We start from the raw sequence: 15,475 nt of genomic DNA, 5'->3' as shown, positions 1-15,475 counted from the left end.
GCCCGCACGGGTGCGGCCCTCGCCGCGCGCCGTCCCGGTGGGGTCCTGGTGCGGGCCGCCCGGCCCGGCGGCGCTCACCGCCGCTCCCGCAGCGGGTCGGCGAGGTCCCAGCCCCGGTCAAGCAGCGCGTCCACGGCGGCGACCGCAGTGGCCAGACGCTCCTCGTGCGGGCCGCGCAGTGCGATGAACTCCCGCCCTGTACGGGCCAGTTCGGCCCGGAAGCGGTCGGTCATCCAGGGCCGCAGCTCCTCGCCGTCGCGCAGCCCGTCGTCCTCGAAGGGCACCCCTTCGTGGTCGGTGAGCAGCCACAGGTGGTGGGGCGCGGCCCGTTCGGCGACCGCGTCGACGCGCGGGTTGCGGTCGCCCACGTAGCGCTCGTGCCACACCGTGGTGGCGAAGGAGTCGGTGTCGCAGAACAGCACGGGCGAGCCGAGCCCGGCGGCACTGTTCTCGCGCTCGTTCTGCCGCTGGGCGATCACCGGGAACTCGTCCGAGCCGAACGCGACGTCCTCCCACCGCGCCTGCGGGTGACCGGCGCGCAGCGCGGCCAGCTTGCCCTCGCTGTACTCGCGCCCGTACTCCTCGACCCATCGGGTGTGGGCCCAGACGCCGCCTCGGGCGCGGTAGTGCCCGGCGAGGGCGCGGGCCATCGTGGTGGTGCCGGTGGACTCGGCGCCGAGCACGACCACGCGCCGGGCGAGCCAGGCCCGTACCGGGGCCGCGAGGTAGTCCCAGCTGCCCACGGGGTCCTTGCGCACGGCGGTGCCGGAGACGGGGAACAGCGTGCGGTCCTGGTCGACGAGGACGTGCTCGGCGTCGAAGCGGCGGGCGAGTTCGTCACCGTAGGACTCGGAGGTGAAGACCGCGTCCACCCGCTCGGGGACCGCGCCCCGGAAGACCGCCATGTGGGCGTCCCATATGCGCGGGTCGACCAGGTCCATCTCGGTGTCGTCGACGGCCCCCACGATGCGGGCGCCCGGATGTGCCTCGCGCATCCACCGGACCCGTTCGGCCAGCGGGATCGTCTCCACGGAGGCCGCGCACACCAGGACCGTGAGCCGTTCACAGCGGCCGGCCGCGGTGTTCACCAGGTGGTGGTGGCCGGCGTGCGGCGGATAGAACTTGCCGAGGACCAGGCCGTGTTCGTAACGCTTCACGCCGTCGCCTCCACGAGCCCGCCGGGCCGGGCACCCAGCTCACGCCGCCAGCCCCGCAGTCCGATCAGGCACAGGGTCAGGAAGCCGACGTACAGGAGCGAGGTCAGATAGAGCTCCTTGGAGGCGTAGAGCGGGATGTACACCACGTCCGCCGCGATCCACAGCCACCAGGACTCGACGAGCTTCTTGCACTGCCCGTACGTCGCCGTCAGGGACAGCGCCGTGGTGAGCGCGTCCCAGAACGGGACGGTCGAGTCGGTGGCCGCGCCGAGCAGGAAGGTCAGCGCGACGGTCCCCACCGCCCCCGCCGCGAGCAGCCACTGCCACTCGGTGCGGGTCGTCCGCCGGACCGCGAGTGCGCCGGGACCTGGTCCACCCCCGTGGGCCCAGGTCCACCAGCCGTACGCGGCGAGGACGATGAAGACGACCTGGAGCCCGGCGTCGGCGTACAGGCCCGCCTGGAGGAACAGCACGATGAAGAACACGTTGTTGGCAAGGCCCACCGGCCAGTTGGCGATGTGCTGCCGGGCCACCAGCCAGACGCAGAGCGCGCCGCTGGCGAAGCCGAGGATTTCCGTCCAGGTGAGGCTCACGCCGACCTCCTTAATGGTCACTGTGACTATAAAGGGGGTCGGCGTGGGCGCACAAGGCCTCGGGCCGCGCACGACGAAAGAGCCCGGCTTCCCCTCGACAGGGGGAAACCGGGCTCTCTCAGCGGGTGTTGCGGGTCCTTGGAGCGCGACCTCCTTGGAGCGCACCTTGTTGGAGCGCGACCTGGTTGGAGCGCGACCTCCTCAGACCTCGGCCTCCTCAGACCTCGGCCTCCTCAGACCTCGGCCTCCTCAGACCTCGGCTCTTCAGACCTCGGCTCTTCAGACCTCGGGTGCTTTAGAGCTCGACCTCGCGCATCAGCATGCCGACCTCGGTGTTGGTGAGGCGGCGCAGCCAGCCGGACTTCTGGTCGCCCAGCCCGATCGGGCCGAACCCGACGCGCACCAGCTTCTCGACCGGGAAGCCCGCCTCGGCCATCATGCGGCGCACGATGTGCTTGCGGCCCTCGTGGAGCTCGATCTCGACGAGGTAGTTCTTGCCGGTCTGCTGGATGACGCGGAAGGCGTCGGCGCGCGCGTAGCCGTCCTCCAGCTGGATGCCCTCCTTGAGCCGCTTGCCGATCTCGCGCGGCAGCGGGCCCGTGATGGCGGCCAGGTAGGTCTTCTTCACGCCGTACTTGGGGTGGGTCAGACGGTGGGCCAGCTCGCCGTGGTTGGTGAGCAGGATGATGCCCTCGGTCTCGGTGTCGAGCCGGCCGACGTGGAAGAGCCGGGTCTCGCGGTTGGTGACGTAGTCACCGAGGCACTGGCGGCCGTCCGGGTCCTCCATGGTGGAGACGACGCCGGCCGGCTTGTTCAGCGCGAAGAACAGGTACGACTGGGTGGCGACGGTGAGGCCGTCCACCTTGATCTCGTCCTTCTCGGGGTCGACGCGCTTGCCCTGTTCGAGCACGATCTCGCCGTTGACCTCGACGCGGGCCTGCTCGATCAGCTCCTCGCAGGCGCGGCGCGAACCCATGCCGGCCCTGGCCAGCACCTTCTGCAGGCGCTCGCCCTCCTGCTCGGCGCCGGGGAACGTCTTGGGGGTCTTCACGTCCGGCTTGTCCGCGTACCGGTCGCGGTTGCGCTGCTCGATCTTGGCGTCGAGCTCGCGCGGACGGGCCTGGCCGAGCCGCTGGCCGTGCGGGCCCCGGCGGACCGGGGTGCCGCCCTGCGGCGACTTGGGGCCGCCCTTGGCGCCGCCGCGCGCCGAGGCGCCGCGGCCGCTGCGCGGGGTGCCCGACTTGTCGTCGAAGCCGCCCACGTCGTAGGTGCGCTCCTCGGGGCGCGGGGGGCGCTGCTTGCCGCTGCCGCTCTGGCGCGGGCCGCCGCCCTGGCGCTGGCCGTCCCGGCCGCCGCCGCCACCGGCGCCGCGGTTACCGCCGCCGCCGCTGCCGCCCCGGCCTCCGGCACCACCACCACTGCTGCCGCGGCCGCCGCTGTTGCCACCACGGCTCCCGCCGTTGTTTCCGCTGCTGTTCCTGCCGCTGCTGCTTCGCATCACATGTCCGTCTTGTCGTCTGCGTGGGTCTCCGGCGCGTCCGGCGCGTCCGGGTCGAACGACGGAACACCCTCCAGCGTCTCTGCCTCGATCGCGTCCGCCTCGGGGAGGAAGGGCGCGAGCTCCGGGAGCTCGTCCAGGCCGCGCAGGCCCATCCGCTCCAGAAAGTAGTTCGTCGTCCTGTAAAGGATCGCACCTGTTTCGGGTTCCGTGCCCGCCTCGTCGACCAGACCCCGCTGGAGCAGGGTCCGCATGACCCCGTCACAGTTCACTCCGCGCACCGCGGAGACCCGCGACCGGCTCACCGGCTGGCGGTACGCGACGACCGCCAGGGTTTCCAGGGCCGCCTGGGTGAGCCGCGCCTGCTGGCCGTCCAGGACGAAGCCCTCGACGGCGTCGGCGTACGCGGCCCGGCTGTAGAACCGCCAGCCGCCCGCCACGAGCCGCAGCTCGAAGCCGCGGCCCTGGACGGTGTACTCGTCGGCCAGCTCCCGCAGGGCGTCCGCCACGGCCCGTCGCGGCCGTTCGAGGACCTTGGCGAGGTGTTCCTCGGTGGCGGGCTCGTCGACGACCATGAGGACGGCCTCCAGGGCGGGCTTCAGCGCCAGTTCCTCGCTCACGCCTTCTGCGCTCATGCCGTCTCCTCCTCCGTCACCACATGGTCGAACTCATCGGTCACCGTCGGCATCGCGTCGCCCTCCTGGCCGCTCCAGCGCACCATCAGCTCCCCCAGGGCCTCGTCCTGGTCCAGGACGACGGCTTTCTCGCGGTAGAGCTCCAGGAGGGCCAGGAAGCGGGCGACCACGGTCAGGGTGTCCGGGGCGTCCGCGGCCAGTACCCGGAAGCTGGTCTCCCCTGCCTCGCGCAGCCGCGCCACCACGATCGCGGCCTGCTCCCGCACCGAGACGAGCGGGGCGTGGATGTGGTCGACGTACACCTGCGGCTTCGCCCTGGGCTGCATGGCCTTGACGGCCAGCTTCGCGAAGCCCTCCGCGCCGATGCTGATCACGACATCGGGCAGCAGCTCGGCGAGGTGCGTCTCCAGGCCCACGGTACGGGGATGTCTGCGCGCCTCGCCGTCCAGCCGCTCACTGAAGATGTCCGCGACCCGCTTGTACGCCCGGTACTGGAGCAGCCGCGCGAACAGCAGGTCACGGGCCTCCAGCAGCGCGAGATCGGCCTCGTCCTCGACCTCGGCGGCGGGCAGCAGCCGGGCCGCCTTGAGGTCGAGCAGGGTGGCGGCCACGACCAGGAACTCGGTCGTCTGATCCAGGTCCCAGTCCGGGCCCATGGCCCTGATGTGCGCCATGAACTCGTCGGTGACCTTGGACAGGGCGACCTCGGTCACGTCCATCTTGTGCTTGGAGATCAGCTGGAGGAGCAGGTCGAAGGGCCCCTCGAAGTTGGCGAGCCGCACGGTGAACCGCCCGTCACCGGGCTCGGGTGCGGGTGCGGGTGCGGTACCGGCTTCGGAACCGGGCTCCGGTGCGGGTGCGGTACCGGCTTCAAAACCGGCATCCGGTGCGGCTTCGGCTTCGGCGGGCGCCGGCTCGTCGTCAGCCGTTGGCGATGCAACCCCGTCAGGCCCACATTCAGCCCCTGAGGCGTCTGAGGAGCGGGGGTCCGGGGGCGCTGTGCTCATGGGCGGCTCCGCCGCGGGCCCCGCGGGCCCTGGCGCCACCCACTCGGCCTCACCCGAATCCGACCCCCTGAGGGCCTCGGGAAGGGGCGGGGTGGGGGTCATCCCCCCGGGCCCCCGCCCCAGCGCACGCCGCACCCCTCGCGCAGCGGGAACGTCGGGCTCGTCAGCAGTCGGCAAGGGTGGTCCAGGGGAGAAAAAGGCGGGTGGGCGGGGCGAGGGGGCTCCGCCGCAGGCTAACCGCTACCGCCCCCGAAGACGCCGTACGAGAATGCTCGCGTCGCCCCGCGACTCCAGGTCGGCGAGGACCACGGCGACCGCCTCCCGCACGATCCGCCCGCGGTCCACCGCGAGCCCGTGCTCACCGCGCAGGACCAGGCGCGCGTGCTCCAGGTCCATCAGCTCCTCGGCGGACACGTACACGGTGATCTTCTCGTCGTGCCGCTCGCGCCCGCTGGGCCGCCGGTTGGCCGCCCGCTGACGGCGCCGCTGCTGTGCGGTGCCGGAGCCGCCCTGCGGGGGCGTGCGCCGGGCCTTGGCCTCCGCCTCGGCGGCGCCGCGGCTGCGCGGTTCCGCCGTGCCGGAGTCCTCGTCGGCGGCGGTGTGCTCCGCCTCGGGGGCCTGCTCGGCGGCGACGGGCTCGCTCTCACCCGCCGGGGCGGGCACCCGCGCCTCCGCGTTGGCCCCCCGCCTCGGAGCGGACGGCGACAGCGCCATCCCCCCGGTCGTACGGAACAGCTCGTCGGCCCCGGGCAGACTCACTCGGCGTGACACCGGGCGAGCACCTCCCTGGCAAGCTGACGGTAGGCGGCCGCGCCGACGGAGTTGGACGCGTACGTCGTGATCGGCTCACCGGCGACGGTGGTCTCCGGGAAGCGCACCGTCCGGCCGATGACCGTGTGGTAGACGTGGTCGTCGAAGGCCTCGACCACGCGGGCCAGGACCTCGCGGCTGTGCACCGTGCGCGAGTCGTACATCGTGGCGAGGATGCCGTCCAGCTCCAGGTCGGGGTTGAGACGTTCCTGCACCTTCTCGATGGTCTCGGTCAGCAGGGCCACACCGCGCAGCGCGAAGAACTCGCACTCCAGCGGCACGATGACCTTGTGAGCCGCCGTCAGGGCGTTGACGGTGAGCAGACCGAGCGAGGGCTGACAGTCGATCACGATGTAGTCGTAGTCCTGCATCAGCGGCTTGAGCGCCCGCTGGAGCGTGGACTCGCGCGCGACCTCGCTGACCAACTGCACCTCCGCGGCGGACAGGTCGATGTTGCTCGGCAGCAGGTCCATGTTGGGGACCGCGGTCTTGAGCAGCACCTCGTCGGCCGACATGCCCCGCTCCATGAGCAGGTTGTAGACGGTGAGGTCGAGTTCCATCGGGTTGACGCCGAGGCCGACCGACAGAGCTCCCTGCGGGTCGAAGTCGACGAGCAGCACGCGCCGTCCGTACTCCGCGAGCGCGGCACCCAGGTTGATGGTCGACGTCGTCTTGCCCACGCCGCCCTTCTGGTTGCACATCGCGATGATCTTCGCGGGACCGTGGTCGGTCAGCGGACCGGGGATCGGGAAGTACGGCAGCGGCCGTCCGGTGGGGCCGATCCGCTCGCGACGCTGGCGTGCGGCGTCGGGCGCGAGGGTGGCCGCGTACTCGGGGTCGGGCTCGTACTCGGCGTCGGGGTCGTAGAAGTGCCCCTGGGGCACCTCGTCAAAGTCGGCGAGGGCGGCGGTGTCCCGGCCGCTCTCGTTGCCGGCCGTGGCGTTCACGTGTAGGCCGTCCATCATCCGTGGGGCTGTCGTCATGTGCTGGGTGGTTTCGAAGGTGCGGACCGCGACGGAGCCGACAGCCTTGGGCCCCGAAGGGCTCTGGCCCCGTACGGACATCCCCGCAGGGATTCCTGAGTGACCACCTCCGGGAGTAAATGTCGACTCATTCACAAGTCGTCTTACCTCCTTGGACGTGACCAGGAAACTTTATCGATAGGTCAGCGTGGCACCATGCCGACGGTTGGCGACTCTATGGCGTGTCACCGGTCCGCAGCAACACAATCCGCCGGACCCGGCCCGATGTGTCGGCAACCGAACACCGCTCTGTCAAGGGCGTGCAGGCACCGGAGCCCACGTTTCACCCGTGCTCGAAACGGTTAAAGGGTTACGTTCGAGGCGAGTTGAGCGAGCCGGTCACAGGGGGGCAGAAGTGTCGCGATACACATCCGGCCGGACCTTGGTCCACAAGGTCCGGCCGGATGTGTGACGTTGACGGTCCGCGTTGACGAACCGGCGTTTTACTAGCCGAGGAGCGAGTGCAGCTCCACGTGCGGCAGGCCGTGGGCGTCGGCGACGGGACCGTAAACGACCTGGCCGTCATGGGTGTTGAGGCCCAGCGCGAGCGCTGCGTCGCGACGCAGCGCCTCGACCCAGCCGTTGTTCGCCAGCGACACGATGTAGGGCAGCGTGGCGTTGGTGAGGGCGTACGTGGAGGTGTTCGGCACCGCGCCCGGCATGTTGGCGACGCAGTAGAAGACCGAGTTGTGGACCATGAAGGTCGGCTCGGCGTGGGTGGTCGGACGCGAGTCCTCGAAGCAGCCGCCCTGGTCGATCGCGATGTCGACAAGGACACTTCCGGGCTTCATCTTGGCGACGAGCTCGTTGGTGACCAGCTTCGGGGCCTTGGCGCCGGGGATGAGCACCGCGCCGACGACGAGGTCGGCCTCGACGACGGCCTTCTCCAGCTCGTAGGCGTTGGAGACGATCGTCTGCACCTTGGTGCCGAAGACCTTGTCGGCCTCGCGGAGCTTGTTGATGTCCTTGTCGAGCAGGGTCACGTGGAAGCCCATGCCGACGGCGATCTGCGTGGCGTTCCAGCCGGAGACGCCGCCACCGATGACGACGGCCTTGCCGGCGTGGGTGCCGGGGACGCCGCCGGGCAGCACGCCGCGGCCACCGGCCGAGCGCATCAGGTGGTAGGCGCCGACCTGGGGGGCGAGCCGGCCCGCGACCTCGGACATCGGGGCCAGCAGCGGCAGCTGGCGGCCGGCCGTCTCGACGGTCTCGTACGCGATCGCGGTGGTGCCGGACTCCAGGAGGGCGTCCGTGCACGCGCGGGAGGCGGCGAGGTGCAGGTAGGTGAAGAGCGTCTGGTCCTTGCGGAGGCGGTGGTACTCCTCCGCGATGGGCTCCTTGACCTTGAGCAGCAGGTCGGCGGTGGCCCAGACCTCGTCGGCGGTGGGGAGGATCTCCGCGCCGGCGCCCACGTACTCGGCGTCCGTGATCGAGGAGCCGACGCCGGCGTTCTGCTCGACGAAGACCTGGTGGCCGTGGCGCACGAGCTCGTGCACGCCGGCGGGGGTGATGGCCACCCGGAACTCGTTGTTCTTGACCTCGCGGGGGATACCGACCTTCACGTCGATCACGGTCCTTGGCTCAGGGGAAAAGGGGGGCAATGCCATACATACCCGGACGCACGACGGCACACCGGGAGGCACCGCAGGGAGTTGCGGCAGAGCCAGTCTAATGAAGGTTTTCCCGCTGTCTACCCTTACAAAGCTCCAACCTTTGGCTGAAGCGCTACGGATTTCGCAGGTCGTTTGGGGCTGCTGCCTCATCTTCCAGAAGTCGATCGGCCGTCGTGCGGTGCAATCGGGCGGCCGTGGGGTCGCCGAGCCGGTCGAGGGTGTCGGCGAGCCGGAGCTGGAGCGCGGCCTGCAACCGCAGATCATCGGCCCTGCGCGCCTGCTCCACCGCCTCCCGGCAGGTGCGCAGCGACTCCTCGGGGCGCCCGGCGTACTCCTGGACCCGGGCCGCCTCGCTCAACGCCCTTGCCTGGCTGGGGAGATCGCCGAGCCGTCGGTATCCGGCCACCGCGGCGCGCCAGCACCGCAGCGCCTCGCCGTAGCGGCCCGCATAGGTGTGCACGGTGGCGAGCCGGCCGTACAGCCGGGCCTCGTCGGCGCGCTCACCGCGGGCGAGCCGCTGGGAGAGGGCGCGGCCGTACCAGTCGGACGCCCGGTGCCAGTCCCCCAGCTCCTGGTGCGCGCCGCCTACGGATTCCATCGCGCGGCCGGTGGCGTACGGATCGTTCGCCGCGCGCCCGGCGTCCAGCGCGAGCCGGTAACGGGCCAGCGCCTCGGTGGTGCGTCCGGTCCCCGCGTCCAGGTCGCCGAGGTTGAGCAGCGCGGCCGCCTTCTCCCGGTGCAGTGCGCGCCGCTCGGCGACGTCGAGGACGAGCTGGTGCAGGCCGTACAGGTCGGGGGCCGCGGCCTCGGCGCCCCGGTGGGCGGCGAGCGCCCGCACCAGGGCCGCGACGAGACGGCGGGCGAGGGTGTCGAGCTCGCCGTCCTGGACGGCGACGCGGGCGGCGGCGAGCAGGGCCGGCCGCCGGCCGCTGAGCCAGGCGTCGGCCGCCGAGCGGCTGGGGAAGCGCAGGGCGCGCGGAAGCCCCGCGAGCCGCTTGCGGGCGGGCGAGCCCTCCGGCTCGGTGACGGCGCGGCAGGACTGGAGCAGCCGGACGGTCCGCTCCAGCATGCGGGCGCGGGCCAGCTGCACCTCGCCGGGCCGGTCCACGCTGTCGCAGAGCGTGTGCAGCAGCGGCGCGAGCGCGCCGGGCACCCGGTACTGCTCGGGCGCGTCCGGGTCCCTGCGCAGCAGTCCGTACGCCACGAAGTCGTTCAGGGCCGTCTGGGCGCCCGAGACCGAGCAGCCGGCCAGCGCAGAGGCGGTGTGCGCGTCGGCGATCCCGGCGGGAGCGAGACAGAGCAGTCGCAGTATCCGCGCGGCCGGCTGCGAGAGGCATTCGTACACGAGGCGGAAGGAGCGGGCCAACGGCCGTGCGGCGAGGGGGAGTTCGGCCACGTCGTCGGACATGGCACGCAGTTGCTTGGCCACGTCGGCGACGGCGGCCTTGGGCCGGGCCGCGAGCCAGCCGCCCACCAGGACGAGGGCGGCGGGCTGTCCCCCGCACGCCTCGACAAGGCTCTCGGCGGCGCGCGGGTCCACCGTGACGCGCACCGCGCCGGTGAAGCCCTCCAGGAGCTCGACGGCCGACTTGACGTCGAGACCGCCGAGGGTGCAGGGGCGGACGTCCGGGATCCCGGTGAGCGGTCCCGCCGCCGTCGCCACGACCAGGCAGCGGGAGGTGTCGGGCAGGAGCGGGCCGACCTGCTCCGCGTCCGCCGCGTCGTCGAGCAGCACGATCGCCCGGCGGTCCGCGAGCGCGCCCCGGACCAGCTCGGTCAGCTCGTCCTGGCCCGCCCCCGGCGGGGCCGGCACTTTCAGGACGTCGAGCAGGTCCCGGGCGACCCGCTCGACGGGGACCCGCGCTCCGCCGGGCTCGGTGAGCGCGGCGCGCAGCACCCCGTCGGGGTAGCGGCCCGCGACCTGGCGGGCCAGCTCGGCCGCCAGCGCGGTGCGCCCGGATCCGGGCCGTCCGGCGATGAGCAGAACCCTGGCCCGGGGCGACTTCTTTCCTGACAGGGTGTCAAGTCCGGCCCGTTCGATGTCGGCCCGGAGTTCCTTCAACTCCCGGTGCCTGCCCAGGAATTCCTCCGTGCGCTGCCCGGCGGCTGCGCCACCCACGTCCACCGCCTGATCCGTCACGGGCCACGCTCCGTCCGCCTGCGCACTGGAGACCGTGCGGGTCTCCGCACGGGCAGTCCGAGCGTAGTTCACGCTTCGTGACCGTTCGGGTGGAGCGCGGCGGGGATGTCGCCCGATCGGATCAGCAGATTTTCAGATCGCAAGGGCGCGAGGTGGGCAGGCGGCCGCGCGCGCGGCCGAGCTCACGCGCCGAAGCGAGAGGCCGAGCTCACGCGTCGAAGGGGCGGGCGGGCCACGGCGCCTCGGCCGGGCGCAGCGCGTCGACGCCGTCACCGCGCAGCACGGCCGACAGCGCGAGCACGCCGACCACCAGGCACGTGTTGTGCAGCTCCCCGGCGAGCACGCCGCGTACGAGGTCGTCGAGCGGCACCCGGGCGAGCTCCATGTCGGCCTCCTCCTCGGCGACCTCGAAGCGCTCGCCGTCGGCCTCCGAGAGGTCCCGGGCCAGGAAGATCCGTACGGCTTCGTCGCTGCCGCCGGGACTCGTGTACACATCGCTCAGGACGTGCCACCGCTCGGCCTTGACGTGCGCCTCCTCGTACAGCTCGCGCTGGGCGGCGTGCAGCGGGTTCTCACCGGGCACGTCGAGCAGCCCGGCCGGGATCTCCCAGAGCTTGTGGCGCACGGGGTGGCGGTACTGGCGCAGCACCAGGACCCGGCCCTCGTCGTCCAGGGCGAGGATCGCCACCGAGCCCGGATGGACCTGGTAGTCGCGCTGATGGACCGAGCCGTCGGGCATCACGACGTCGTCGGTCCGCACGCCGGTCTTGTGCCCGGTGAAGGGGGTGGCACTCGCCACGACCTGCCAGTGTTCGGCGGTGTCCTCGATGGCCATGTCGGCGTCCTCCCACGGTGCGCGCACAACTGAAGAGCAAAAACAGAAACCGGGGCAGGGGCCCCGTGAGGGACCCCTACCCCGGCAACGTTAACGCGCCCCCATTACTTGGCGGGCTTGCCCGTCTTGCGCGCTTCCTCCTGCCGCTGCACGGCCGCCTTGACCAGGCCCGCGAAGAGCGGGTGCGGACGCGTGGGACGCGAGCGCAGCTCCGGGTGGGCCTGGGTGGCGACCAGGTAGGGGTGCGCCTCGCGCGGGTACTCGACGTACTCGACCAGCTTGTTGTCCGGGGAGGTGCCGGAGAAGACCAGACCGGCCTTCTTCTCCAGCTCCGCGCGGTAGGCGTTGTTCACCTCGTAGCGGTGACGGTGGCGCTCCTCGACGTAGGGCTGGTCGCCGTAGGCCTCGCGGACCACGGAGCCCTCGGCGAGCTTCGCCGGGTACATGCCCAGGCGCATCGTGCCGCCCAGGTCGCCCGCGCCCTCGACGTAGGCCAGCTGCTCCTCCATCGTGGAGATGACGGGGTGGGCGGTGGCGGCGTCGAACTCGGTGGAGTTGGCGTCGGGGATGCCCGCCAGGTTGCGTGCCGCCTCGATGACGATGCACTGAAGGCCCAGGCAGATGCCGAGCAGCGGCACCTTGTTCTCGCGGGCGTACTGGATCGCGCCGATCTTGCCGTTCACGCCGCGGTCGCCGAAGCCGCCGGGGACCAGGATCGCGTCCACGTCGCCGAGGGCCTTCTTGGCGCCGGCCGGGGTCTTGCAGTCGTCGGACGTGACCCACTTGACCTTGACGCGGGCCTTGTTGGCGAAGCCGCCGGCGCGCATGGCCTCGGTGATGGAGAGGTAGGCGTCGGGCAGGTCGATGTACTTGCCGACCAGCGCGACGGTGACCTCGTGCAGCGGGTTGTGGACCCGGTCGAGCAGGTCGTCCCACTGCGTCCAGTCCACGTCGCGGAACGGCAGGTCCAGCTTGCGCACGACGTAGGCGTCAAGGCCCTCGGTGTGCAGCACCTTGGGAATGTCGTAGATCGACTTGGCGTCGATGGCGGCGACCACGGCGGCCTCGTCCACGTCGCACATCAGCGAGATCTTGCGCTTGATGGACAGCGGCACCTCGCGGTCGGCGCGCAGCACGATCGCGTCGGGCTGGATGCCGATGTTGCGCAGGGCGGCGACCGAGTGCTGGGTCGGCTTGGTCTTCAGCTCGCCCGAGGGGCCGATGTAGGGCAGCAGCGAGATGTGCACGACGAAGACGTTGTCGCGGCCGACCTCGTGGCGGACCTGGCGCACGGTCTCCAGGAACGGCAGCGACTCGATGTCACCGACCGTGCCGCCGACCTCCGTGATCACGACGTCGACGTCGTCGGTGGCCATGCGGCGGATGCGGTGCTTGATCTCGTTGGTGATGTGCGGGATGACCTGCACGGTGTCGCCCAGGTACTCGCCGCGCCGCTCCTTGGCGATGACCTGCGAGTAGACCTGGCCGGTCGTCACGTTGGCCGAACCGTCGAGGTCGACGTCGAGGAACCGCTCGTAGTGGCCGATGTCCAGGTCCGTCTCGGCGCCGTCGTTGGTGACGAACACCTCACCGTGCTGGAACGGGTTCATCGTGCCCGGGTCGACGTTGAGGTACGGGTCGAGCTTCTGCATCGTGACCCGAAGGCCCCGCGCCTTGAGGAGCGCACCCAGGCTGGAGGCAGTCAGACCCTTGCCGAGGGAAGAGGCGACACCCCCGGTGACGAAGATGTGCTTGGTCGTCGAGGATGCCAAGGATCGAGTCTGCATGGCCAAGAGGGGGCTCCCGTGGTCGCTGTCTGGAGTGCGTGCCGGTCACCCTGTGTGGATCTTGTGCGAGATTTCGCGGGATTACGCGAGATCTCAGCGGGCGCCGTCGCTGCGGTTCGGGGCTTTTTTCAGCACCCGGCCACGGGCTACCAGGGTATCAGCGCCAGCGGCGGACCGCGTCCGGCCACGCTCTGTATGCCGCTGGTCAGCCCTGAGTACGAGCCTCACTCGTTCGGCGCAATGGTGTTCAAGGGAGGCTCCAGCGGATCACTGAGGTGCGTCGTATCCTGCTCGGACACTCGCTTGCCGAGCCACCTGGTAGCACGGCACCACCCAGCCCGTCATCCGGAACATGCGCTCGTTGGCGAGCCCTTGACCGCTGTCGCTGTAAGCGCCCCCAGGGGGCGACGTGGCCGTTCGACTGGAGATTGCACGTGGCCGGGCGCATCGAGGATTACGCACTCATCGGAGACATGCAGACCGCCGCACTGGTCTGCCGTGACGGCACGGCGGACTGGCTCTGCCTGCCCCGCTTCGACTCGCACGCCATCTTCGCCGGACTGCTCGGCACCGAGGAACACGGCTTCTGGCGGGTCGGACCGGCGCACCACACGGACGATCCGCCCCCGACGGCCGACCGCCGTCGCTACCGGGGCGACTCGCTCATCCTGGAATCGGAGTGGGACACCCCACGCGGCACGGTCCGCGTGACCGATTTCATGCCGCCGCGCGACGGCGCACCGCAGCTGATCCGCATCGTGGAAGGCGTGACCGGCCGGGTCCCGATGCGCTCCACCCTGCGCATGCGGTTCAGCTACGGCCGGATCACCCCGTGGGTGCACAAGGTCGACTCCCGCACGGTGGCCGTGGCCGGGCCCGACTCGGTGTGGCTCGACACCGAGGCGGAGACGTACGGCAAGAACCTCACGACGTACTCCGACTTCACCGTCTCGCCCGGCGAGCGGGTCGCCTTCACCATCAGCTGGCAGCCCTCGCACCGCGAGCCGCCCGCGCTGCCGGAGCCCGAGGCCTCCCTTGAGGCGACCGAGGACTTCTGGCGGGAATGGGTGGACCACGGCACCTACCACGGGCCCTACCGCGAGGCCGTGGTGCGTTCCCTGATCACCCTCAAGGCGCTCACCTACGCCCCGACCGGCGGCATCGTGGCCGCGCCCACGACCTCGCTGCCCGAGCACATCGGCGGCGAGCGCAACTGGGACTACCGCTACACCTGGCTGCGCGACGCCGCGATCACGCTGTCCTCGCTGCTGCGCACCGGCTACCGCGACGAGGCCCGCGCCTGGCGCGAGTGGCTGCTGCGCGCGGTCGCGGGTGACCCCGAGAACCTGCAGATCATGTACGGGATCGCGGGCGAGCGCGAGCTGGGCGAGACCGAGCTCGACTGGCTGCCCGGATACGAGAACTCGACCCCGGTACGGGCCGGCAACGGCGCCGCCCACCAGCTCCAGCTCGACGTGTACGGCGAGGTCACCGAGGCCCTGCACCTGGCGCACATGACGGGCCTGGCCCGCAACGACTACGCCTCGCTGCTCCAGCTCAAGCTGATCCGCTACCTGGAGACCCACTGGGACCAGCCCGACGAGGGCATCTGGGAGGTGCGCGGCCCGCGCCGCCACTTCGTCCACTCCAAGGTGATGGCCTGGGTGGCCGTCGACCGCACCATCAAGCTCATCGAGTCCGGCGACGCGGACGGCCCGCTCGACAAGTGGCGCCGGCTGCGCGACGACATCCACCGGGACGTCTGCGAGAAGGGCTACGACAGCGAACGCAACACCTTCACGCAGTCCTACGGCTCGCAGGAGCTCGACGCGTCCTTGCTGCTCATCCCGCAGATGGGCTTCCTGCCGCCGGACGACAAGCGTGTGATCGGCACCATCGAGGCGATCCAGCGCGAGCTGTCCACACCGGACGGGTTCATCCTGCGTTACCCGACGACGGGCGGCGACGACGACAACCTGGACGGCCTCGCGGGCGAGGAAGGCGCGTTCTTGGCCTGCTCGTTCTGGATGGCGGACGACCTCGCGATGATCGGCCGGGTCGACGAGGCCCGCAAGCTCTTCGAGAAGCTGCTCGCCCTGCGCAACGACCTGGGCCTGCTCGCGGAGGAGTGGGATCCGCACCTCCAGCGCCAGGTGGGCAACTTCCCGCAGGCCTTCAGTCACGTTCCGCTGATCGACACGGCGCTGCGGCTCACCGCGTCGGGCGCGTACGGCGGCTGACGGCCCGGGCCGTCCGGCGCGTTGCCCGCAGGGCCGTCCCCGCGTCGTGTCGCGGGGCGGCCCGCGGGCGTCCGTCGCGACCCGCGTGACGTACACCACACGGCGCGGGTTCCGGGACGTATCCGCAGGTAGCGTCCG

General features: G+C 71.3%; 12 protein-coding genes. 1 reads left to right on the top strand and 11 read right to left on the bottom strand.

The window, feature by feature from the left end:
* Positions 1 to 74: 74 nt before the first annotated feature.
* The 11 genes from ACGFW5_RS13060 to ACGFW5_RS13010 form a co-directional block, all read right to left on the bottom strand.
* Positions 75 to 1,157, bottom strand: a complete 1,083-nt coding sequence (locus ACGFW5_RS13060) for an AAA family ATPase (protein WP_393834272.1) — start codon at positions 1,155 to 1,157, stop codon at positions 75 to 77.
* Positions 1,154 to 1,771 (bottom strand): nicotinamide riboside transporter PnuC, encoded by a 618-nt coding sequence (gene pnuC / locus ACGFW5_RS13055; RefSeq protein WP_393834271.1) that lies wholly within the window; start codon positions 1,769 to 1,771, stop codon positions 1,154 to 1,156. The genes ACGFW5_RS13060 and pnuC overlap by 4 nt, the downstream gene beginning before the upstream one ends.
* Before the next feature lie 274 nt (positions 1,772 to 2,045).
* Positions 2,046 to 3,248, bottom strand: coding sequence for a pseudouridine synthase (locus ACGFW5_RS13050; protein ID WP_393834270.1), 1,203 nt, complete (start codon positions 3,246 to 3,248; stop codon positions 2,046 to 2,048).
* Positions 3,248 to 3,883, bottom strand: coding sequence for an SMC-Scp complex subunit ScpB (scpB, locus tag ACGFW5_RS13045; protein WP_393834269.1), 636 nt, complete (start codon positions 3,881 to 3,883; stop codon positions 3,248 to 3,250). Before scpB ends, ACGFW5_RS13050 begins: the two co-directional genes overlap by 1 nt.
* Complete coding sequence (locus ACGFW5_RS13040; protein ID WP_393834268.1) at positions 3,880 to 5,067, bottom strand: segregation/condensation protein A; 1,188 nt, start codon at positions 5,065 to 5,067, stop codon at positions 3,880 to 3,882. Before ACGFW5_RS13040 ends, scpB begins: the two co-directional genes overlap by 4 nt.
* 63 nt (positions 5,068 to 5,130) lie before the next feature.
* Positions 5,131 to 5,661 carry a hypothetical protein gene (locus ACGFW5_RS13035; protein WP_393834267.1) on the bottom strand — a complete coding sequence of 177 codons (531 nt, stop codon included), beginning with the start codon at positions 5,659 to 5,661 and terminating at the stop codon, positions 5,131 to 5,133.
* Positions 5,646 to 6,764, bottom strand: coding sequence for a ParA family protein (locus ACGFW5_RS13030; protein WP_393834266.1), 1,119 nt, complete (start codon positions 6,762 to 6,764; stop codon positions 5,646 to 5,648). The genes ACGFW5_RS13035 and ACGFW5_RS13030 overlap by 16 nt, the downstream gene beginning before the upstream one ends.
* A gap of 404 nt (positions 6,765 to 7,168) precedes the next feature.
* Complete coding sequence (gene ald / locus ACGFW5_RS13025; protein ID WP_393834265.1) at positions 7,169 to 8,284, bottom strand: alanine dehydrogenase; 1,116 nt, start codon at positions 8,282 to 8,284, stop codon at positions 7,169 to 7,171.
* A gap of 163 nt (positions 8,285 to 8,447) precedes the next feature.
* Positions 8,448 to 10,475: a tetratricopeptide repeat protein gene (locus ACGFW5_RS13020; protein WP_393834264.1), complete on the bottom strand. Its 2,028-nt coding sequence runs from the start codon at positions 10,473 to 10,475 to the stop codon at positions 8,448 to 8,450.
* Between the two features lie 208 nt (positions 10,476 to 10,683).
* A complete protein-coding gene (locus tag ACGFW5_RS13015; RefSeq protein WP_393834263.1) occupies positions 10,684 to 11,310 on the bottom strand; it encodes an NUDIX domain-containing protein in 627 nt (208 codons plus the stop codon).
* 104 nt (positions 11,311 to 11,414) lie between these two features.
* Positions 11,415 to 13,097, bottom strand: a complete 1,683-nt coding sequence (locus ACGFW5_RS13010; protein ID WP_393834262.1) for a CTP synthase — start codon at positions 13,095 to 13,097, stop codon at positions 11,415 to 11,417.
* Positions 13,098 to 13,531: 434 nt separating this feature from the next.
* On the opposite strand from ACGFW5_RS13010, the gene ACGFW5_RS13005 reads away from it, so the two are divergent.
* Positions 13,532 to 15,337, top strand: a complete 1,806-nt coding sequence (locus tag ACGFW5_RS13005; RefSeq protein ID WP_393834261.1) for a glycoside hydrolase family 15 protein — start codon at positions 13,532 to 13,534, stop codon at positions 15,335 to 15,337.
* The last annotated feature ends 138 nt before the right edge of the window (positions 15,338 to 15,475 follow it).

Source organism: Streptomyces sp. NPDC048416, assembly GCF_043200435.1.
In the GTDB taxonomy this organism is placed as follows: Bacteria; Actinomycetota; Actinomycetes; order Streptomycetales; family Streptomycetaceae; genus Streptomyces.
The sequence above is the reverse complement of the archived record's forward strand: the minus strand, read 5'-3'. Positions and strand labels throughout refer to the sequence as shown.

Excerpts from the sequence above, each read along its gene's own strand:
- ACGFW5_RS13050 (WP_393834270.1), bottom strand. The coding sequence starts at position 3,248 with ATGCGAAGCAGCAGCGGCAGGAACAGCAGCGGAAACAACGGCGGGAGC.
- scpB (WP_393834269.1), bottom strand. The coding sequence starts at position 3,883 with ATGAGCGCAGAAGGCGTGAGCGAGGAACTGGCGCTGAAGCCCGCCCTG.
- ACGFW5_RS13030 (WP_393834266.1), bottom strand. The coding sequence starts at position 6,764 with ATGTCCGTACGGGGCCAGAGCCCTTCGGGGCCCAAGGCTGTCGGCTCC.
- ACGFW5_RS13015 (WP_393834263.1), bottom strand. The coding sequence starts at position 11,310 with ATGGCCATCGAGGACACCGCCGAACACTGGCAGGTCGTGGCGAGTGCC.
- ACGFW5_RS13010 (WP_393834262.1), bottom strand. The coding sequence starts at position 13,097 with ATGCAGACTCGATCCTTGGCATCCTCGACGACCAAGCACATCTTCGTC.